This window comes from Salegentibacter sp. (assembly GCF_041642575.1).
GTDB lineage: Bacteria > Bacteroidota > Bacteroidia > Flavobacteriales > Flavobacteriaceae > Salegentibacter.
In genome coordinates this window covers 21,649-42,658 of the sequence record NZ_JBEPWD010000014.1, presented here as the reverse complement: position 1 = coordinate 42,658, position 21,010 = coordinate 21,649, and the positions used below count along the sequence as shown (strand labels likewise).

Genomic DNA, 21,010 nt, shown 5'->3' with positions numbered 1-21,010 from the left:
GCCAGCGGCTGCAAAACGAAACGCCGCTTTTGCATATGAGGATGCGGCAGGATAAGATCTTCAGAATTGATGATCTCCTCTTCCATCATCAGGATATCCAGGTCTAAACTACGGCTATGGAAGTCTTTGGAATCACTACGCAATCTCCCTGCTTCGGTTTCAATTTTTAGCAGTTTTTTCAGCACTTTTTTGGCCGAAAAACGGGTAGAAACAGCGATGCAGGCATTAAGAAAGTCATCCCCTTCAAAACCCCAGGCGGGAGTTCGGTAAACTTTCGAGATCTGGTGAACGTCACCAATCTCTTCATAAATTCTGTTTACCGCCTGTTGAAGCAGGCCTAAACGGTCGCCAAGATTGCTTCCCAGCGCTATATATACTAACTTAGGGGATTTCAAACTGAATTAAGAAAAATTTAATAAGGGTTTTGCTGTAAATTTCACAGCAAATTAAGCAAAACAAAACCACATACCCGTAAATTTGTTAGAAGACTTAACAAAAAAATTTGGCTGAACTTAACCTGAAAGACAGGCTTGCACCCCAGTATATTTATTTGATATTACTGGGATTTTTTCGGGTTGTACACATTTGAGATCTCTGTAGGAATTCTGCCCCTGGTCCTCACCTCCTTATCAACGATATCATCATTGAGGTATACGGGAAGGCAAACCGGGTAGTGATTAGAGGTGTTTTTGTTCGTTCTTTTCATTACTGATAATCTATGCATGCAGTGCATGCCAACGGGTGGTTTCCTATTGACGACGCGCTTTTCAGTAAAGTTTTTTGAGGCAAAGCAATCGCAGTTCCGGCGTGAATGATCGCCTACCTGCCGGCACAGTATATAAAGATTAATTTCTTCCATTTCTGGAAGCGGTTGACCAAAGGCAATCATTTATGGCTTCGGAATAAGTTTTCGACTTTCCTGTTTCAGTTTGTAGATACGTTTGCGGTCCTGTTTTTGCTAAGTAGCTTTGGAAAGATCGAATGGAAACTCTTTGGCGCCCTGCTCCTTAGCTGTTTCCTTTTTAAGGTCATTGTAGCCTCGCTGGACACAGCCTTGCTTTAGGCTTCGGTATATTTACTGAGAAAACGATTTGTAGGGAGAAGAATTTAAAGAATTAGAATTTTAGTATTGATAAATAGCTATATATGAAAAAAGTATTCAAAATAATCGGGATAGTCATTTTGGTTCTCCTGGTGATCCTTATCGCCGCGCCTTTTGTATTCGAGGCACAGATCAAGGATTACGTGAAAAAGACCATTAACCAGAATGTTGATGCACAGGTGGAATTCTCTGACATCAACCTCAGCCTGCTGCGGAGTTTTCCCCAGGCCACGGTTGTGATCAAAGATATCAGCGTGATCAACAACGAACCTTTTGAGGGCGACACGCTTGCCTTAGGAGAAGAATTACTGCTGGAAATGTCTATTAACGAATTATTCAAAGGCAGTGGAGAGGCCAAACGTCTGAATCAGCTTAAACTAAATGAGGGCTACATCAACATCCTGGTAGATTCCCTGGGTAATAATAATTACGATATCGCTATTGAAGAAACCACCAGCCCCGGGGATTCCACGGCGGGTTTTAGCTTTGACCTGCAACATTACGAGATCAATAACAGCCGCATCAAATACTGGGATGAAGGTCAAAACCTGTTGATGGATATTGAAGACTTAAATCACGAAGGAACCGGTGATTTTTCTCTTGCTGAGAGTGAGCTGGACACTAAATCTGATGCCTTAGTTTCCCTGGATTATGACGGGGTTAATTATTTAAACCGCAATAAGGTTGCCCTGGATGCCATAATTCAAATGGACCTGGAGAATATGCGGTATACATTCCTGGAAAATGAAGCCACCGTGAATCAGCTGCCGCTAAGTTTTGAAGGCTGGGTGCAGGTGAACGAAGACAATAACGAGATGGACATCAGTTTCCAGACTCCTTCTTCAGACTTTAAAAACTTCCTGGCAGTGATCCCGGAAACCTATGCAAAAAATATTGAAGATGTAGAAACCTCAGGGGATTTTGTAGTAAACGGAAGGATAAATGGTATTGTGGATGACACCTATATTCCAAAAATCGATATCAGGGCACAATCCAGCAATGCGAGGTTTAAATATCCCGACCTGCCAAAGAGCGTAGACGATATCAATATAGACCTGAAGGTGATGAATGAAACCGGCCTTGTAGACGATACCTTCCTCACCTTTGATGATGTAACCTTTAGGATAGACCAGGACAGGTTCAGCACAAATGGAAGTATAAAAAACCTGATGGGCAATATGCTGGTAGATATGGCACTGAAAGGAACGATAAATCTTGCCAGTCTTGAGCAGGCTTATCCCCTGGAACTGGAGCAGGATCTAAACGGGATCCTCACAGCCGACCTAACCACTCAATTCGATATGAATTCCATAGAAAAAGAACAGTATGAGAATGTGAACAGTCAGGGTACCGCCAATATCAGGAACTTTAGTTATAAATCTCCTGAAATCCCCAACGAAGTGAAGATCGCTAATGCCAATATGAACTTTAACCAGGGAAATGTAAATGTACCTGAACTGAAGCTCACAACCGGCCGCACCGACCTAACGGCTTCGGGAGAGATTCAGAATTTAATGGGCTTTCTTTTTACCGAGCAAAACCTTAAGGGTAATTTCAGGGTAAACTCGAATACCTTTGCTATCAACGATTTTGTGGTGGCAGAGACCGAAGAGGTGCAAACCGAAGATCCTGAAACTTCAGCTAAAAAGACGCAGAAGATTCAGACCGGCAGAGAAGCTGTGAAGATACCTTCATTTCTGGATACCGAGCTTGCCTTCAATATAGGCACGCTTATCTATGACGACCTCGAGTTGAAAAACGCTAAAGGAAATATCATTTTAAGAAATGAAACCGCCACCCTACAAAATATTTCTACGGAAATCTTTGACGGAACAATTGCCCTTAACGGAAATGTTTCCACCAGAGAGGCTACGCCTACCTTCGAGATGGATCTTGATTTAAATGCACTTAATATCGCCGAATCTTTTGCCAGCCTTGAAATGTTACAGGCCTTGGCGCCGGTAGCCCAGGCCCTGGAAGGTAAGCTGCAAACCAATTTGGAACTGAAGGGAAATCTATACGACGATCTCACCCCGCAGTTACAAACAATTGCCGGAAATGCCCTGGCCGAGATCCTCACCGCCGATGTTGATCCTGAAAAATTACCCCTGCTTTCCAGGTTGGACCAGCAATTGGAATTCATAGACCTGGACAATATTGACCTGAGTCAATTGAAAACTTATCTAACCTTTAAAGACGGAATGGTTGAAATACGACCATTCGATTTTGATATTAAAGGGATAAACGTGAGGGTTGATGGAAGTCACGGATTTGATATGAGCATGAACTATAACCTCAACCTGGATATTCCGGCCCAGTTACTTGGCAATCAAATCAGCCAAAGCCTGAGCAGTTTAAGCGGGGAAGAACTTCGCGATATGGTGGTAGCATTACCGGTTGGTTTGAAGGGTACGTTCCAGAATCCGCAGATAAATATCAATATGGAACAGGCCGTTAGCCAGTTAACCCAACGCATCGTAGAAAAACAAAAGGATAACCTAAGACAACGGGGAGAAGAGGCAATAAGGGACGTAATAAGTGGAAGAACCGGACAGCAAGAGGAAACCGACACTACGGCTACCGGTGATACCACGGACACTACTACTCAAACCCCCAGAACCAGGGATACCACGGACACCCAGGAACAACAGGTGAAAGATGCCGCAAGAGAAATCCTTGGAGGAATCCTTAAGAAAAAGGAAACAAAAAAGGACACTACTAATCAGCAGTAGTTACTGAATATTGAACTATAAGGAACAGGCCGGCATTAAATTGCCGGCCTGTTTGTTTGTGTGCTTTATTTTAAGTCTATTTCACCTGCAGCTCTACCACAAAGCCTTCATGGCCGCGAACATTAAATACTGTACCGTCTTCAAAGAGCAGGTACTGGCCTTTGATACCTTTAAGAACACCTTCGTAAAACGGGGTTTTTCCCAGGTTCAGGGTCTTTATTTTTTTGGGAAACTCCAGTACCGGAAATTCAATTTCAGTTTCTTTATTATTGGCCAGATAGTATTCCCGGGCTTCTTCAGGGATATATTGTTTCAGGTTTTCACGGATCTCCGCCAGGTTTAGGTCCAACACATCGTTGGTGAGCATTTTGCGCCAGTTGGTCTTATCGGAAACATGGCTTTTTAAGGCGACTTCTGTGATTCCGGCGAGGTAACGGTTGGGAACTTCCACGATCTCAATGGCCTCATGAGCCCCCTGGTCTATCCATCTTGTTGGGATTTGAGACCTACGGGTTACTCCTACTTTCACATCGCTGGAGTTAGCGAGGTAAACCACGTGAGGCTGCAATTGCGCCCGCTTTTCAAATTCCAGGTCACGGTCTTCTTCGTCGAGATGAGCTTTGCTAAGCTCGGGGCTAATCACCCAATCACCTGCCTGCGGAATTGAATTAAAACAATCGTAACAATATCCCTGGCGAAAGATCTTTTTCTGCAGGCTACAATTCAGACATTGAAACCTCAGGAAATTAATGCTTAAAGTCTTCCCGAGAAGCTGATTCATATTGATGAAATCGCTTTCAAAAATGAGGTAATACTGTACCTTATCGGTGATCTCAGTTCTCATTTTTGTAAGCACTCCTTCGTATCTCATATAATTTTCTGTATTTTTAACCGAAGTTGATTTGCAGGCTTCCAAGTTTAAACTAATTTTAACCGGCAATACCCGCTGAAGCATTGTTCAGCGTATAAAGATATAAAGAAATAATGCCAATCCCATTAGTAAACTCCGTGGCTTCGTGGTTTCTCAAGAAGCGTATTCACCAGATGGAGTTATTTATAAAATACCCCAACGAAGTTCAGGCAGAACTCCTTAAAAATCTTATTTTCAAAGCTAAAAATACCGAAATTGGTCGAAAGTATGATTTCAGCAGCATGAAATCATATACCGACTTTGCGAGCCGATTGCCCATTCAGCAATATGAAGACTACCAGGATTGTATAGAACGCAGCCGGCAGGGAGAAACGAACCTCTTCTGGCCTACTCCTATCAAGTGGTTTGCCAAATCCAGCGGAACCACCAATGCTAAAAGCAAATTTATCCCGGTGAGTGAAGATTCCCTGGAGCTTTGCCATTATAATGCGGGAAAAGATTTGCTATGTATGTATCTCAACAACAATCCGCAGTCTCAGTTGTTTACCGGGAAGAGTCTGCGCCTGGGAGGAAGCAAGGAAATTTACCGCAGCAATGGTACTTCTTACGGCGATCTTTCGGCTATTCTTATAGACAACATGCCATTTTGGGCAGAATACAGCAGTACTCCCAGCAACGATGTTTCCCTCATGCATGACTGGGAGTTAAAAATGCCCGCTATAGTTAAGGAAACCAAAAGCGAAAGGGTAACGAGTCTGGCCGGAGTTCCCAGCTGGATGCTCGTCTTGCTCAACAATATACTGGAGGCTACCGGCAAGGAAAATCTTTTTGAAGTTTGGCCCAGTCTGGAAGTATATTTCCACGGAGGGGTGAGCTTTGAACCTTACGGACCGCAATACAACAAGATCCTGCCGAAAGAAGACTTCAGGTATTATGAGATCTATAATGCTTCGGAAGGTTTCTTTGCCTGCCAGGATCAAAACGACTCCAAAGAATTACTCCTGATGCTGGATTACGGAATATTCTATGAATTTATCACCATGGACACCTACGGCAGCGAGAGTGAAAAAGTAATCCCACTTTCAGAGGTAGAGACCGGAAAAAATTATGCAGTTGTCATCACTACCAACGCCGGACTCTGGCGTTACAAGATTGGAGATACCGTTAGGTTTACTTCCATCAACCCATACCGGATTAAGGTTTCCGGGAGGACTAAACATCACATCAATGTCTTTGGGGAAGAACTCATCATAGAAAACGCTGAAGAAGCTCTCAAAAAGGTTTCCCTGGTTACCAACTGCGAGATCGTAGATTATACCGTGGCGCCAATATTTATGGAAGGACGGGAAAAAGGCGCTCACGAATGGATCATTGAGTTCAAAAATCAGCCCAGCGATTTCGAGCAATTCACAACCGAACTGGATAAGGCCTTACAAACTGTAAACAGCGACTATGAAGCAAAACGTTACAACAATATGACCCTGAATATGCCCAGGGTTCACCAAGCCAGGGAAAAACTATTTTATGACTGGCTGAAGAAGAACGGCAAGCTCGGCGGACAACATAAGGTTCCCAGACTTTCCAATTCCAGAGATTATGTCGAGGAATTACTGGAAATGAATAGCTAACAAAAACAAAGCGTATAAAAAAATGCCCCCGAAAGGTCAAACTCCTTTCGGGGGCATTTTATATTTACAGAAGCGTTTGCTAAATAAACCTCAAACCTACAGGTCTTTGGAAACCTTTTCCACCGCTTCAATGGTCTTATCCAAATCTTCATAGGAAAGCGCCTCGCTGATAAACCAGGTTTCAAAAGCACTTGGTGCGATATATATTCCGTTTTCCAGCAGGCCGTGGAAGAATTTATTGAAGGTCCCGTTTGCAGCCGATTTGGCGGCTGATTCGAAATCAAAAACTGGTTCGTCCCCGAAATGCACCGAGATCATAGAGCCCATACGGTTAATGGTATGAGGCACATTGTTGGCTTTCAGTGCTTTTTCAATTCCCCTGTGCAGATATTCGGTTTTCTTATCGATACTCTGAAATATCTCCCGGTTTTGATCCAGTTCGGTAAGCATAGCAAGGCCTGCAGCCATGGCTAATGGATTCCCGCTCAGGGTTCCCGCCTGGTAAACCGGGCCTACCGGTGCCAGGTAATCCATAATTTCGTTTCGGGCGGCAAAAGCTCCCACCGGAAGTCCTCCACCAATCACTTTTCCGAAGCAAAGGATATCGGCTTTAACCCCGAGTCGTTCCTGAACTCCACCGGGTGCAAGTCTGAATCCACTCATCACCTCGTCAAAAATCAGTAAAATATCATTGGCATCACATAAATTCCTTAATCCTCGCAGGAAACCGTCTTTTGGCGGGATACATCCCATATTTCCGGGTACGGGTTCAATGATAAGGCAGGCGATCTCATCTTTATTAGCTTCAATCACGTCCTTAACATTCTCCAGGTCGTTATAACTGGCCAGCAAAGTATCTTTTGCAGTGCCCTGAGTTACCCCTGGGCTGTTTGGTGTTCCAAAGGTGACCGCGCCACTCCCTGCCTGAATAAGGAAGGAATCGCTATGGCCGTGGTAGCAACCGGCAAATTTGATGATCTTTTCTTTCCCGGTGAAACCACGGGCCAGACGCACGGCACTCATCGTTGCCTCAGTTCCTGAATTCACAAACCTTATCTTATCGATATTAGGCACCATCTTTACAGCCAGTTCTGCAATTTTGGTCTCGATTTCCGTAGGTGTACCAAAGGAAGTTCCGCTTTTTGCTTTTTCTACTACAGCATCCACTACAGGTTTATGAGCATGCCCGAGGATAAGTGGTCCCCAGGAATTTATGTAATCTATAAGTTTATTTCCGTCTTCATCATAAAGATAGGCGCCTTCTGCCTTTTTAATGAAAATCGGGTCACCTCCCACCGCTTTAAAAGCGCGTACAGGAGAGTTAACTCCACCGGGAATTACTTTTTGTGCCGCAGCGAAGAGCTCGCTGCTTCTTTTATAAATCATATTTTTAATATTCTGAAGATGAAATAATATATAAGATCTGGCCTACGGCAAGGCTTTCGTCTTTTAGGTCGTTGTAACGTTGTAAATCTTCCACTGAAATATTATAACGTTTCGCGATTCCGTAAAGGGTATCCCCTTTTTCCACACGGTAAGTTAGTTCTGAGGGTTCAGGATTATGGGTATAACTAGGGGAAGGTCTTTTCAGGACATCGGCGTCATAACGATATAATTCGTAACGCTCAATAATGCCGATTAACTTTTGAGGGTATTTTCTATCGGTTGCATATCCGGCCTTTCGGAGTCCGCGGGCCCAGGCCTTATAATCATCGGTACTTAACTCGAACAATTCGGCATAGCGAACTCTTTCCGTAAGAAACAGCGAATGATCCCTATAGGAATACCGGGCGTCTTTATATTTTCTGAAACATTCTCCACGGGCATCATCATCATGATACACTCTGGGCCCGTCCCATTCGTGACATTTTATACCGAAATGATTATTGGCACGCCGGGAGAGATCACCCTGGCCAGCCCCCGATTCCAATATTCCCTGGGCAAGAGTAATACTGGCAGGAATATTATACAGTCGCATTTCCTCCTGGGCGATACCTGAAAAATCCTTGATATAATCTTCTACGCTATAACGCCGGGGTGAGGGTTCAAGGGTTTCTATCTTAAGAACCCTTGGTTCTTCATTTTCTAAAGGACGAGGTTCCGGTGGGATTATCCGGGTCCCGGAATCATTTTTCTTTTTGGTAACCACTTTTTTCTTACTCCCGCAGGACACGACAAAAACCGCAGCAAAAACCAATAAAAGTATGTATTTTATCCTCATCTTGTTAGTTGATTAAGGGCAGATTCTTTTTTCGTAAGACATTATTAATACCGTCTATTCCCTGGAGTCCGCCTGTATGAATAGCAAGGATCTTAGACCCGGCAGGGAATTTCCCTCTTTTTATCTGGTCAAAAATACCAAAAACTAATTTTCCAGTATATATAGGGTCAAGCTGAATTTGATATTTTTTTTTGAATTTAATAATAAAATCAATTAATTCCGAATTCACCTTAGCATAACCACCAAAATGATAGTTTAGTATAAGCTCCCAATTATTTTTATCACTGTATTTCCGTATTTCTTCAGCAAGAAAATCACCTTTCAGGGCCGGAAATCCCAAAATATGTTGATCTATATCCGATATATTGATTATTCCCGAAATTGTTCCTCCGGTTCCAACAGCACAGCAGATATAATTGAAATCTTCATCGTCGGGTCCCAGAATTTCCATACAGCCTTTTATAGCCAGATCATTTGTACCTCCTTCCGGGAGCAGATAAAAGTCACCAAATTCATCCCGTAATTTTTGCTGAAAAGTGGCGGTTGTTTTTTCCCGGTATTCTTGCCGGCTTACAAAATGAAGTTGCATGCCGCAGGAGTGGGCGAATTTTAGACTGGAATTTGCTTCCAGTGTTTTTGAAAGATCTGTTCCAAGCTCTTCTCCGCGAATCACCCCGATGGTTTTTATCCCGGCAATCTTTCCGGCAGCAGCGGTGGCTGTGATATGGTTAGAGAAAGCGCCACCGAAAGTTAGCAAGGTTTCTTTGTTCAGGCGGAGCGCTTCCTTCAGGTTATATTTTATTTTTCTGAACTTGTTACCAGAGACCTCCGGATGCAATAGATCTTCCCGTTTCAGGTAGAGAGATATGTTCCCGGGAAATTCAGCAATAAACTGATTTCCAGAAGAGACTGGAATATTATAATGCAATGGTTCCGGCATGCTGCAAATATCTCAAAATCTATTTTTGGACCGCTATAAAAATTGCAAAAAGGCCCAGAATTTTCGTTCCTTAAGGTAATCGTCTTTCATCTCCTGCGTATAGGCTTCGCGCTCAAAGCTTATATTCTTATAAGCCAGAAAAGTGTCCTTGTATTGAATAAGCCTGAAAAGATATTCTATTAAATACCAGAGATAAAAAGGCAACACAAGAAGTTCGAGCTGTTGCCTTAGGTGAATCTTTTCGTGATTTAAGAAATAGTGATCGTCCTTAAGCTCCCTGTTTTTAAGGATCACAAAAGGCCAAATGCTCACCCCTTTAAACTGCTTCCCGAGCAGATATTTGTTGACTATCAGAATCACGCAATCAAGATAAGAAATTGTATTTTTGTGATATGAGTTTTTTAAAGAAAAGAATTCCCTTGGAGGAAGGAGATTACTATCTCACCCCGGAAGGCTACCGATGTTTTACCGAGCAATATCATCTTAAAAGAGGTTATTGTTGTGAAAGCGGTTGCCGGCACTGTCCCTACGGATACAATAAGAAAACCAACACACAACAATGACAAAGCTTAGCTTCAAAGAGCAAATATTACAAGGAATACCCGAAACTTTACCGGCAAAGAAAATCTATAATCACAATGTAAATCATGCGCCTAAACGCAAAGATATTCTTAGCAAAGAAGAAAAAAAGCTAGCCCTTCAAAACGCCCTTAGGTATTTCAAACCTGAACATCATGAGGAGTTGATACCTGAATTCAGGGAGGAACTTGAAAAGTACGGTCGCATCTATATGTACCGATTCCAACCTGATTATGAGATGTACGCGCGTTCTATTGAAGAATACCCTGGAAGAACTCCTCAGGCCCGTGGGATCATGTTGATGATCCAGAATAATCTGGATCCCAAAGTAGCCCAACACCCAGACGAACTCATTACCTATGGCGGAAACGGGGCTGTTTTTCAGAATTGGGCTCAGTACCTGCTTACCATGAAATATCTGGCTGAAATGGATAATGAGCAAACTTTAGTCATGTACAGCGGCCACCCGATGGGGCTTTTCCCCTCGCATAAAAAAGCTCCCAGAGTAGTAGTAACCAACGGAATGATGATCCCTAATTATTCCAAACCGGATGATTGGGAAAAATTCAATGCACTAGGTGTAACCCAATACGGCCAAATGACAGCAGGAAGTTACATGTACATAGGGCCACAGGGAATTGTACACGGCACAACCATAACCGTTTTAAATGCAGGCCGGAAAATATCCACTTCAGGAGAAGGCCTGGAAGGAAAATTATTTGTTACCTCAGGGCTTGGAGGGATGAGTGGCGCGCAGCCCAAGGCGGGAAATATCGCCGGATGTATAACAGTTTGTGCCGAAGTAAATCCCAAAGCCACAAAAACCCGTCACAGTCAGGGTTGGGTAGATGAAGTAATCGAGGATCTTAAGGAACTGAGCACAAGAGTGAAGCAGGCGAAAAAAGACAAAGAAGTGGTTTCCATCGCCTACCAGGGGAATATAGTGGATGTCTGGGAACATTTTGATGAGGAGAATATCTATGTCGATCTGGGCAGTGACCAAACTTCCCTACATAATCCCTGGGCCGGAGGTTATTATCCTGCCGGGATTAGCTTTGAAGAGGCCAACAAAATGATGGCCGATGAGCCGGAAAAATTCAAAAAGAAAGTTCAGGAAAGTTTGCGCAGGCAGGTAAATGCCATTAACAAACACACGGCCAACGGCACCTATTTCTTTGACTATGGTAATGCCTTTCTACTGGAGGCCGGGCGTGCAGGCGCTAATATCTTTGCAAAAAACGGCAGGGATTTTAGATACTCCAGTTATGTTCAGGATATCATGGGACCTATGTGTTTCGATTTTGGTTTCGGACCTTTTAGATGGGTTTGTGCTTCAGGAAAAGAAGAAGATCTTGATAAAACCGATAAAATTGCCACTGAAGTCCTGGAAGAACTAAAAAAGGACTCCCCGAAGGAAATTCAGCAGCAAATGGCCGACAATATTAAGTGGATACAGGGAGCCAGGGAAAACAAATTGGTAGTAGGTTCCCAGGCAAGAATCCTTTATGCCGATGCCGAGGGAAGAATTAAGATCGCCAGGGCCTTTAACGATGCCATAGGCCGCGGTGAAATAGGACCTGTGATCCTGGGAAGAGATCATCACGATGTTTCAGGAACCGATTCTCCATACAGGGAAACTTCAAATATTTACGACGGGTCCCAGTTCACGGCTGATATGGCCATTCAAAATGTAATTGGAGACAGCTTTAGAGGGGCCACCTGGGTAAGCATTCACAATGGTGGTGGTGTAGGCTGGGGAGAGGTTATTAATGGTGGATTTGGTATGATTCTTGAGGGTAATAAGGAGTCGGAAGAGCGCTTAAAATCTATGCTTTTCTGGGATGTCAATAACGGAATTGCAAGACGAAGCTGGGCCAGAAATGAGGCGGCGGTTTTCACTGCAAAGCGTGCCATGCAAATGGAACCGCGTTTAAAGCTTAGCATCCCGAATATGGTGGATCCGCGCTTATTGGACTAAAACTAAAAAATAACACCTATGAGATTCTTAAAAATTACTCCGGTTATTCTGCTACTTGCAGTTTTTCTTACCTCATGTAGCAGCGTTAGGGTTGCTTCAGATTACGATCGCGAGGCCGATTTTAATTCTTATCAAACCTACGCTTTTTTCAAGCCCGGAATCGATAAGGCTGAAATCTCAGATCTCGACAAGAAGCGTATTTTAAGAGCTATTGAGACTGAAATGCAAGCTAAAGGATTCACCAAATCAGATGAACCTGATATGCTGGTAAGCATTTTTACCAAAACCAACGAGAACATCAACATCTACCAGAACAATATGATGGGCTGGGGATATGGCTGGGGATGGCATCCCTGGTACTGGGGTTCAGGTTATAACACCGTAAACCGCACCAGCGAAGGAACGCTTTATATAGACCTTATTGATGCGGAAGACAAAGAACTGGTATGGCAGGGAATGGGCACCGCCGCTCTTGCCCGGGAAGTGAATAAAAAACAGGAAAGGATAAATGAAATAGTACAAAAGATCCTTGAAAAATATCCTCCAGGCGCCGACCAGTAGGAAATTTAAAATATACAAAAATGCCCCTCCCAAAGGGGCATTTTTAATTTACAGGGGTTTCTGTTGCCTTATTCTTAATTTCGGGCATAATTCTTTATATTTAGATCAAAATTAAGGCTTGCGATTATGTTAGATAAAATTGAATCAAATGAAATTCTGGACAGGCTTCCTGCCCATCTTCAGCAATTTATAAAACCGCAGAATTATGAGGATTATACCCCAATCAACCAGGCGGTATGGCGTTATGTGATGCGGAAAAATGTAAGTTACCTCAGCAAGGTGGCTCACGAATCCTACCTGGAGGGTCTTCGGCAAACAGGAATTTCCATAGACAGTATTCCCAATATGTACGGGATGAACCGTATCTTAAAAGAGATTGGCTGGGCAGCAGTAGCCGTGGACGGATTTATCCCCCCTGCAGCATTTATGGAATTTCAGGCCTATAATGTATTGGTTATCGCCAGTGACATTCGCCAATTAGAACATATAGAATATACCCCTGCACCTGATATTATTCATGAAGGTGCCGGCCACGCTCCTATTATCGCCAATCCAGAATACGCCGAGTATCTAAGGCGTTTTGGGGAGATTGGATGCAAGGCAATTTCAAGTGCAAAAGATTACGAAATGTATGAGGCGATAAGACATCTTTCTATTATTAAAGAAGCCGAAGATACTCCTCAGGAAGAGATTGAGGCCGCGGAGAAAAAAGTAGACGAATTGCAAAATAATATGGGGAAACAGAGTGAAATGGCCCAGATAAGAAACCTGCATTGGTGGACCGTTGAGTACGGCCTCATTGGCACTCCCGAAGATCCAAAGATCTATGGAGCCGGTTTGCTTTCTTCAATTGGCGAAAGCACCTGGTGTATGACCGATAAGGTGAAGAAGATTCCGTACACCCTAGAAGCCAGCAAACAGGACTTCGATATCACCAAACCTCAGCCACAGCTTTACGTCACTCCTGATTTTGCTCATTTAAGTTCGGTACTGGAAGAGTTTGCGAATAAGATGGCACTTCGCCAGGGTGGCCTTTCAGGGATACAGAAATTAATTGAATCCAAAAATATCGGAACTATAGAACTCAGCACCGGTTTACAAATCTCGGGAGATTTTTCACGGGTCATTGAATTTGAAGGGAAACCCGTTTACATCCAAACAACCGGAAAAACGGCCTTATCTCACAGAGAAAAAGAATTGGTAGGTCACGGGACAAGTAATCATCCCGACGGTTTTGGCTCACCAATAGGAAGTCTCAAAGGTATCAACCTGAGTATTGAGGATATGAGTCCCAGAGACCTCAGGGCTTACGATATTTACGAAGGAGAGGAGATAGAACTCGAATTTGAAGGGGGAATAAAGGTTTCCGGAGAAATCATCACCGGCACCCGAAACCTGCAAGGCAAAATAATTCTAATAAGTTTTAAAAACTGCACCGTGACCAACGGAGAGGAAATTCTGTTCGAGCCCGAATGGGGAAAATTCGATATGGCGGTAGGAAAAGAAATAATTTCAGCTTTTGCCGGCCCAGCCGATGCCGAGTCTTTCGATCTTATAACCCATACCCCATCAAGCACCACAATTAAAAGCAAGAAAACGCCGGAACGGCAGGAACTGGAAGAACTTTATGCTTCTGTAAGAAACATAAGGGACGGAAAAAATGCCAAATTCTCCTTACAGGCTGTGCTGGATCTTTTAACTCAACACCATCTCAACGATTGGTTATTAAGTATAGAAATATATGAATTGGCGGCTGGAAAGGATGAAGCTTTAGCCCGGGAAGCCTTAGAAAATTTGGAAAAAGTCAAGATAAGACGTCCGGATATAAGCCATCTTATAGATGGCGGTTTGGAACTTATTGACGAAAAACTAGTAATGAAGTAGTTTAGAGTTTTATTTCTTCCAGATCTTCAGAGTTAGAAAAGCGCTGGTCTTTATATTCAAGGGTCCAGCCCATAGTGCTGGTGAGGATGTAAATCTTTTGCAGCTCACTAATCAGCCGGTTTTGCGCGTTGGATTTTAGCGTAGAGCCATCTACCTTTTTCCGGATGGAAGCTTCAATCCGGTTTCTGATCTTATTATGATCTTCGGCCTTAAACTGGTTCAGGTAATCCTGGGTGACATCGTAATATTTTATTTCGGGATTGATCGTGATCTCTTCTTCAGGAATACTAAGGATACGCACGATCTTATTTTCTTCATCTATCTCGGTCTCCAGTTTGCTCAAATCGTAAGCAACCGTGGCTTTTGCGTTAACCACAATCAAAGCCTTTTTCCGGGCGGAAAAGATATCGAGGTAGAATTTTCGGGAATCATTATAACTATAAACCTGGGAGAAAGTCCCTTCAGTGACTACCAGTTTCCCTACATTTTTTATCTGTTCCTGAAGCAGGTTTGTATTGGCTTCGAGGCGATCACGCTCATCATCGCGATTTTCACAATATCTTATTCCAAATACAATAAGAAGCACCAAACCAGCACCGATAAGAAAGTTTCTCATAAAGCCTTATTTAACAGGAAGAAGGGATTATTTTCGCCGGATAGCACAAAATTGAAAGTTTAGGTGGTTTTAAAAAAAAACTTATGGACGGCCCCACCCGTCCATAAGTTAAAACTTCTAAAATCTACCCCAACAAATTTTAGAAAAACGAATTATATTTCCAGAGCTTAACCTATAAACTAACTTAAACTCCTGAATATTCAATTCTCATATAAAATTACAAAATAAAATTACACTCGGCAGATATTAAGATGATTTTAAAGTTTCAAAAGAGTTAATAAATCATTAAAATCTTATGTGAGAATATCTTTTCTGAAGATTTGATTTCCGGATTTCCAACTTTTTAAGGAAGCTCCTGTGCGCGTCAGAATTTTCGTTAAAAGGCCTGTGGGCAAGGGCTTTTTGTATGTTTTCCACCTCAGCCAGCGTAAGTATAGCTTCCTCTGTGAACCAGGTTTCTGTAAATCTTTTCCATATATAGTCAATTGCAACCGGTGATGGATGCAGCATATCTTCAGCATAAAAACGGTAGTCCCTAAGCTCATCCATCATGATTTCGTAGGATGGAAAATAAGTACCCTTCCCAACCGAATGCACTGCACTGATGAGATTGGATTTACTATGCTGATTTTCTACAAAGCCATCCCTGAGATGCCTGATTGGTGATATAGTAAAAATGGGTTTTGAATGAGAATTAATACTTTCAAGTTGAGCTGAAATCTTTTCCAAATTTCCAGTGATTGCCTCACCAGAAGATAATTCTTTTTTAAATTCCCGCTGCGGAATTTTATGGCAGTTAGCCACCGGATTTCCGCTTTCAAGGAAAGTATAGTTCCAGGCAGTACCCAGAGTGATCACAACATGACTGGCCTCCTTCAGGAATTTCCTGGTTTCCTCAAGCCTCTGATTCAGATTTTCAAGAATACCCTCTTTATCAGGGTTGCTCAAAGCGGAATGTGCTTCAAAACAATGCCAGCGTTCATTATGAAAAAAAATATCCTTTTCAGAATAATGATAGCCCGAAAGCACGCGGCCAAGGAAGGTCTCAATGGCCTTGGGGTGAAATAGAATACCAAAAGGATTCTGAAGCTGCCGTAGCTTAAAATATTCTAGTTTAGCGCCTATGTTCTCAACAAAACAGGAACCGGTAAGAAAAACCCGGGAATCGTAATCGATCTTGGGTTGTTCTTCCTTAATCGGGATTCTGGTCCTGAATTCCATAGAGTTTAGATTAAAGCGCTTTTTTATTCTTTAATATAAGATTTTGCTTGCTGCAAAGCATCGTTAAGTCCACCAGGATTTTTACCTCCCGCGGTAGCGAAAAACGGCTGGCCACCTCCACCACCCTGAATGAATTTCCCGAGTTCTCTTACGATCTGGCCTGCGTTTAGCTCTTTTTCCTTTACCAGGTTTTTTGAGACATAACAGCTAAGCAGGGCTTTGCCGTCCTGTTCTGTTCCGAAGAGTAGGAAAAGGTTCTCCATCTCATCTCCCAGCTGATAAGCCAGGTCTTTGAGACCACCGGCATCTAAATCAACCATTTTGGCGAGGAAATTTACTCCGTTTATTTCTTCAATTTCAGCCTTTAATTCGGTTTTAAGGTTTTTCGCTTTATCTTTTGATAAGGCTTCAACCTGTTTTTTTAAAGCTGAATTCTCTTCCTGCAGGCTGCTCACCGCTTTCACCGGATCTTTAGCGTTTTTAAGTTCGCTTTTAATCTGATCCAGCACATGGGTTTGTTCGGCGAAATATTCCCGAACTGCATTGCCCGTTATAGCTTCAATCCTTCTAATTCCGCTGGCAACTGCAGCTTCAGAGGTGATCTTGAAATACCAGATATCCCCGGTATTTTTCACGTGAATCCCTCCGCAAAGCTCCATAGAATCCCCAAATTGGATAGCCCTTACAGACTCACCATATTTTTCACCAAAAAGTGCAATAGCGCCCTGGTCTAGTGCTTCCTGAAAAGTGATGTTACGTTGTTCATTCAGGGCGATCCTTTCGGCTATCCGTTTATTCACAAATTCCTCTATCTGCTCCAGTTCCTTTTTAGTCACTTTACTGAAATGAGAGAAATCAAAACGCAGATAATCACTCTTAACCAATGACCCCTTTTGCTCCACATGAGTTCCCAGCACATAGCGTAAGGCCTGGTGAAGCAAATGAGTAGCGGAATGGTTTGAGGCGGTTTCCTCACGCTGGGTTTTACCTACCACGGCCATTAATTTCCCCTTTGGATCCCGGGGTAGTTTTTTAGCAAAATGAACGATAAGGTTATTTTCCTTTTTGGTATCGAAGATGGATATTTTATTTCCATCGGCTTCCTCCAGGTAGCCTTTATCTCCCACCTGGCCACCGCCTTCAGGATAGAATGGAGTTTCGGTTAGCACGAGCTGATAGACCTCACCCTGTTTCTTTGTTTCTACCTTGCGGTATTTTGCCAGCTGCACTTCGGCTTCCAACACATCGTAACCTATAAAAGCTTCATCGGCTACCGGGTTAAGTTCCTGCCAGTCTCCGGCAGTGATTTGAGTGGCGGCACGGGAGCGGTCTTTTTGTTGCTTTAATTCTTCTCCGAATTCTTTTTCGTCAAGGTCATAACCGCGCTCCCTTAAGATAAGCGCAGTTAGATCTATGGGGAATCCGAAAGTGTCGTATAGTTCAAAGGCTTTTTTCCCTGACACCTTTTTTCCTTCGGTTTCAGCGATAATATTTTCGAGACGAACCAAGCCCTGGTCAAGTGTACGAAGGAAAGAATTTTCTTCTTCCCTGATCACATTTTCGATAAGCTTCTTTTGTGAAACAAGTTCAGGAAAAGCATCTCCCATCTGTTTGCTCAATGTTGAAACCAGCTTGAAAATAAATGGTTCTTTGGTGTCGAGAAAAGTGAAGCCGTATCGAATCGCTCTTCTTAAGATTCGGCGTATAACATAACCTGCGCCGGTATTAGAAGGCAACTGGCCATCGGCAATGGAAAATGCAACCGCACGAACGTGATCAGCGATCACCCTGATGGCGATATCGGCCTTTTCAGACTTTCCGTAAGTGGTATTGGTGATCTTTTCTAACTCCTGGATTAGTGGAGTAAAAACATCGGTATCGTAGTTGGATTGTTTTCCCTGCAGAACCATACAAAGACGTTCAAAGCCCATCCCGGTATCGATGTGTTTTGCCGGAAGTTCTTCCAGGGAGCCATCGGCCTTTCTGTTGTATTGCATGAAAACCAGGTTCCATATCTCAACAACCTGCGGATGATCTTCATTTACCAGCTCACGGCCGGGTTGTTTGGCCTTATCGGCTTCAGAACGGATATCGATATGAATTTCAGAACAAGGTCCGCAAGGTCCCTGGTCGCCCATCTCCCAGAAATTATCCTTTTTATTTCCGTAGATAATCCGCTCTTCAGGGGCGATCTTCTTCCAGATCTCCAGGGCTTCGGTATCCAGGCCAAGACCATCCTCTTCACTACCTTCAAAAACCGAAATATATAGATTCTCTTTTTTGATCTTAAAAACTTCAGTCAATAGCTCCCAGGCCCAGTTTATGGCTTCTTCCTTGAAGTAATCGCCGAAACTCCAATTTCCCAGCATCTCAAACATGGTATGATGATAGGTATCCATCCCTACCTCTTCGAGATCGTTATGTTTTCCGCTTACGCGAAGACATTTCTGCGTATCGGTAACCCGGGTATATTTTGGCACCGAATTTCCGAGGAAATATTCCTTGAACTGGTTCATCCCTGCATTGGTAAACATAAGCGTGGGATCGTCTTTTATCACCATTGGCGCCGAAGGCACTATCTGGTGGGATTTCGATTTAAAAAATTCTAAGAATTGGCTGCGTATTTCCTGAGATTTCATCAAAACGTTTTATTCTAAATTTTATAAAATTGTGACGGCGTCGAAACAATTTTTATATTTGCTCGTTAAGCCTTTATAGTTTGCACGGTAATTGCTCTTATTGGTCGCAAAAATAGCATAAATTTGACTCATGTCGAAGGTTAAATATTATTACGATAGCGAAACGCTTTCCTATAAAAAAATCGAACGCCGCAAAGGCAGGCGCATAGGCATTATATTCCTTAGTATTTTAGGTACTTTTCTGGCAGGATTTCTTCTTCTAGTGGCTTATCTCAATATTCCACAAATAGAAACTCCTAAAGAAAAAGCATTAAAACGGGAACTTCATAATATGCAGTTGCAGTATGGACTACTGAACAGAAAAATGGACCAGATCCAGGATGTACTGGCCAATGTAGAAGACCGCGATAACAATATTTACAGAATGTATTTCGAGGCCAATCCTATTCCCGAAGAACAGCGCCGGGCAGGATTTGGCGGTATAAACCGGTACCGGGACCTGGAAGGTTTTGATAACTCAAAATTGATCGTAGAGACCAACAAGCGAATGGATATCCTTACCAAACAGATCGTGGTTCAGTCTAAATCTTTAGATGAGATCGCCGAGCTGGCCAGGGAAAAAGAGGAATTATTATCTGCTGTACCTGCCATTCAACCTGTAAAGAACGAAGACCTCAGCAGGATCGCTTCGGGTTATGGATGGAGAACAGATCCTTTTACCAAAGTGAGAAAATTCCATTACGGGATGGATTTTACCGCTCCCCGGGGAACCCCTATTTATGCGACAGGAGATGGAAGGATAGCACGGGCAGATAACAGATCAACTGGTTACGGAAATCATATTAGAATAGATCATGGCTACGGGTACACGAGTTTGTATGCCCACCTTCATAAATATAATGTAAGAGTTGGGCAGCGTGTAATGCGCGGAGATATTATTGGCTATGTAGGTAGTACCGGTAGATCGCAGGCGCCGCATCTCCATTACGAGATCTTTAAAGACGACCGAAGAATAAATCCTATTAATTTCTATTACGGCCATCTTTCCCCCGAAGAATTTGACGAGGTTTTGAAGAAGGCCCAATTGGAAAACCAATCTCTGGATTAATGCATCTTAACCTACCCGATAAAAGATATTACAGTATTGGTGAAGTAGCAACCGCCTTTAATGTCAATACTTCCCTTATCCGTTTTTGGGAGAAGGAATTCGATGTTATTAAACCGAAGAAAAATGCCAAGGGGAACCGGAAATTCACTCCTGAAGACATCAAAAACCTGGAGTTTATTTATCACCTTGTAAAAGAAAGAGGGTTTACCCTGGAGGGAGCAAAGATTCATTTGAAGGAAGAAAGACAGAAAACCCTCAACAACTTTGAAATAATTCGTAAGTTAGAAGGCATTAAAGCAAGACTAACCGACCTTAAAAATCAATTGTAAATATGAAAAAGTGGCTTATCCCGGCAATTATTATTGCCATTGTAGTTTTTGTAATCTACAGTTTTACTGCGGGCGTTAATAACACCGCTGTACAAAAAGAAGAAAACGCCAAAATGGCCTGGGCCAATGTAGAGAGCTCCTACCAACGCCGGAATGATCTAATTGGAAACCTGGTACAAACTGTAGAAGGTGCAGCCGATTTTGAAAGAGGAACGCTTACCGATGTTATCGAGGCCCGTTCCCGAGCCACTTCTGTCAATGTAGATGCCGATAATCTTAGTGCAGATCAGATCCAGCAATTTCAGCAAGCCCAGAGCGGAGTAAGCTCGGCCTTATCGAGATTACTGGTAACTGTAGAGCGTTATCCAGATATCAAGGCTAACCAAAATTTCCTTCAATTACAATCGCAGTTGGAAGGAACAGAGAACAGGATCAATGTTGCCCGGGACAGGTATAATGAAGCCGTTGCCGATTACAATACTTATATCAGAGTGTTCCCGAATAATATTTTTGCGGGGATGTTCGGTTTTGAGAGGATAGAACGTTTCCAGGCAGATGCAGGAGCAGAGGACGTTCCAGATGTTGAATTTGATTTTTAAAC

General features: G+C 42.9%; 18 protein-coding genes and 1 pseudogene. 10 read left to right on the top strand and 9 right to left on the bottom strand.

Annotated features, from left to right (window positions below; all coding sequences use genetic code 11):
- The coding region (gene folK / locus ACESK1_RS04425) for a 2-amino-4-hydroxy-6-hydroxymethyldihydropteridine diphosphokinase (protein ID WP_372918314.1) at positions 1-395 on the bottom strand (395 nt) is incomplete at its 3' end.
- Between the two features lie 159 nt (positions 396-554).
- On the opposite strand from folK, the pseudogene ACESK1_RS04420 reads away from it, so the two are divergent.
- Positions 555-1,060 (top strand): annotated as a pseudogene (locus ACESK1_RS04420) (queuosine precursor transporter); the annotation flags it as partial.
- 86 nt (positions 1,061-1,146) lie between these two features.
- Positions 1,147-3,834, top strand: coding sequence for an AsmA-like C-terminal region-containing protein (locus tag ACESK1_RS04415; RefSeq protein WP_372918312.1), 2,688 nt, complete (start codon positions 1,147-1,149; stop codon positions 3,832-3,834).
- 76 nt (positions 3,835-3,910) lie between these two features.
- On the opposite strand, the gene ACESK1_RS04410 is transcribed toward ACESK1_RS04415, so the two are convergent.
- Positions 3,911-4,705, bottom strand: a complete 795-nt coding sequence (locus ACESK1_RS04410; RefSeq protein WP_372918310.1) for a DUF2797 domain-containing protein — start codon at positions 4,703-4,705, stop codon at positions 3,911-3,913.
- Between the two features lie 113 nt (positions 4,706-4,818).
- Between ACESK1_RS04410 and ACESK1_RS04405 the strand changes: the two genes are divergently transcribed.
- Entirely contained in the window at positions 4,819-6,333 is a 1,515-nt protein-coding gene (locus ACESK1_RS04405; protein ID WP_372918308.1) for a GH3 auxin-responsive promoter family protein, read from the top strand.
- A gap of 96 nt (positions 6,334-6,429) precedes the next feature.
- On the opposite strand, the gene hemL is transcribed toward ACESK1_RS04405, so the two are convergent.
- Genes hemL through ACESK1_RS04385 form a run of 4 tightly spaced genes read right to left on the bottom strand, consistent with a single transcriptional unit; the run spans position 6,430 to position 9,854 of the window.
- Complete coding sequence (gene hemL, locus ACESK1_RS04400; RefSeq protein ID WP_372918306.1) at positions 6,430-7,719, bottom strand: glutamate-1-semialdehyde 2,1-aminomutase; 1,290 nt, start codon at positions 7,717-7,719, stop codon at positions 6,430-6,432.
- A 4-nt stretch (positions 7,720-7,723) separates the two neighbouring features.
- A complete protein-coding gene (locus tag ACESK1_RS04395; protein WP_372918304.1) occupies positions 7,724-8,554 on the bottom strand; it encodes a glucosaminidase domain-containing protein in 831 nt (276 codons plus the stop codon).
- A 4-nt stretch (positions 8,555-8,558) separates the two neighbouring features.
- Positions 8,559-9,494: a 1-aminocyclopropane-1-carboxylate deaminase/D-cysteine desulfhydrase gene (locus ACESK1_RS04390; protein WP_372918302.1), complete on the bottom strand. Its 936-nt coding sequence runs from the start codon at positions 9,492-9,494 to the stop codon at positions 8,559-8,561.
- A 33-nt stretch (positions 9,495-9,527) separates the two neighbouring features.
- Positions 9,528-9,854: a hypothetical protein gene (locus ACESK1_RS04385; RefSeq protein WP_372918300.1), complete on the bottom strand. Its 327-nt coding sequence runs from the start codon at positions 9,852-9,854 to the stop codon at positions 9,528-9,530.
- A 32-nt stretch (positions 9,855-9,886) separates the two neighbouring features.
- Here ACESK1_RS04385 and ACESK1_RS04380 point away from each other — a divergent pair, with 32 nt between their 5' ends.
- The 4 genes from ACESK1_RS04380 to ACESK1_RS04365 all read left to right on the top strand — a co-directional run bounded on the left by ACESK1_RS04380 (position 9,887) and on the right by ACESK1_RS04365 (position 14,496).
- Positions 9,887-10,057 carry a DUF5522 domain-containing protein gene (locus tag ACESK1_RS04380; RefSeq protein WP_372918298.1) on the top strand — a complete coding sequence of 57 codons (171 nt, stop codon included), beginning with the start codon at positions 9,887-9,889 and terminating at the stop codon, positions 10,055-10,057.
- On the top strand, positions 10,054-12,051 hold the full coding sequence (locus ACESK1_RS04375) for a urocanate hydratase (protein WP_372918296.1): 1,998 nt from the start codon (positions 10,054-10,056) through the stop codon (positions 12,049-12,051). The genes ACESK1_RS04380 and ACESK1_RS04375 overlap by 4 nt, the downstream gene beginning before the upstream one ends.
- Positions 12,052-12,069: 18 nt before the next feature.
- A complete protein-coding gene (locus tag ACESK1_RS04370; protein ID WP_372918294.1) occupies positions 12,070-12,612 on the top strand; it encodes a DUF4136 domain-containing protein in 543 nt (180 codons plus the stop codon).
- Between the two features lie 126 nt (positions 12,613-12,738).
- Positions 12,739-14,496 carry an aromatic amino acid hydroxylase gene (locus ACESK1_RS04365; protein WP_372918292.1) on the top strand — a complete coding sequence of 586 codons (1,758 nt, stop codon included), beginning with the start codon at positions 12,739-12,741 and terminating at the stop codon, positions 14,494-14,496.
- A gap of 1 nt (position 14,497) precedes the next feature.
- On the opposite strand, the gene ACESK1_RS04360 is transcribed toward ACESK1_RS04365, so the two are convergent.
- From ACESK1_RS04360 to alaS, 3 genes are all read right to left on the bottom strand, one after another.
- A complete protein-coding gene (locus ACESK1_RS04360) occupies positions 14,498-15,112 on the bottom strand; it encodes a DUF4230 domain-containing protein (RefSeq protein WP_372918290.1) in 615 nt (204 codons plus the stop codon).
- Positions 15,113-15,397: 285 nt separating this feature from the next.
- Entirely contained in the window at positions 15,398-16,333 is a 936-nt protein-coding gene (locus tag ACESK1_RS04355; RefSeq protein WP_372918288.1) for a GSCFA domain-containing protein, read from the bottom strand.
- A gap of 23 nt (positions 16,334-16,356) precedes the next feature.
- Positions 16,357-18,972: an alanine--tRNA ligase gene (alaS, locus tag ACESK1_RS04350; RefSeq protein WP_372918286.1), complete on the bottom strand. Its 2,616-nt coding sequence runs from the start codon at positions 18,970-18,972 to the stop codon at positions 16,357-16,359.
- Positions 18,973-19,102: 130 nt separating this feature from the next.
- On the opposite strand from alaS, the gene ACESK1_RS04345 reads away from it, so the two are divergent.
- The 3 genes from ACESK1_RS04345 to ACESK1_RS04335 are packed head-to-tail and all read left to right on the top strand — an operon-like array spanning position 19,103 to position 21,008.
- On the top strand, positions 19,103-20,080 hold the full coding sequence (locus tag ACESK1_RS04345; protein WP_372918284.1) for a M23 family metallopeptidase: 978 nt from the start codon (positions 19,103-19,105) through the stop codon (positions 20,078-20,080).
- Entirely contained in the window at positions 20,080-20,409 is a 330-nt protein-coding gene (locus ACESK1_RS04340) for a MerR family transcriptional regulator (protein WP_372918282.1), read from the top strand. The genes ACESK1_RS04345 and ACESK1_RS04340 overlap by 1 nt, the downstream gene beginning before the upstream one ends.
- A 2-nt stretch (positions 20,410-20,411) precedes the next feature.
- Positions 20,412-21,008: a LemA family protein gene (locus ACESK1_RS04335; RefSeq protein WP_372918280.1), complete on the top strand. Its 597-nt coding sequence runs from the start codon at positions 20,412-20,414 to the stop codon at positions 21,006-21,008.
- Positions 21,009-21,010 lie beyond the last annotated feature (2 nt).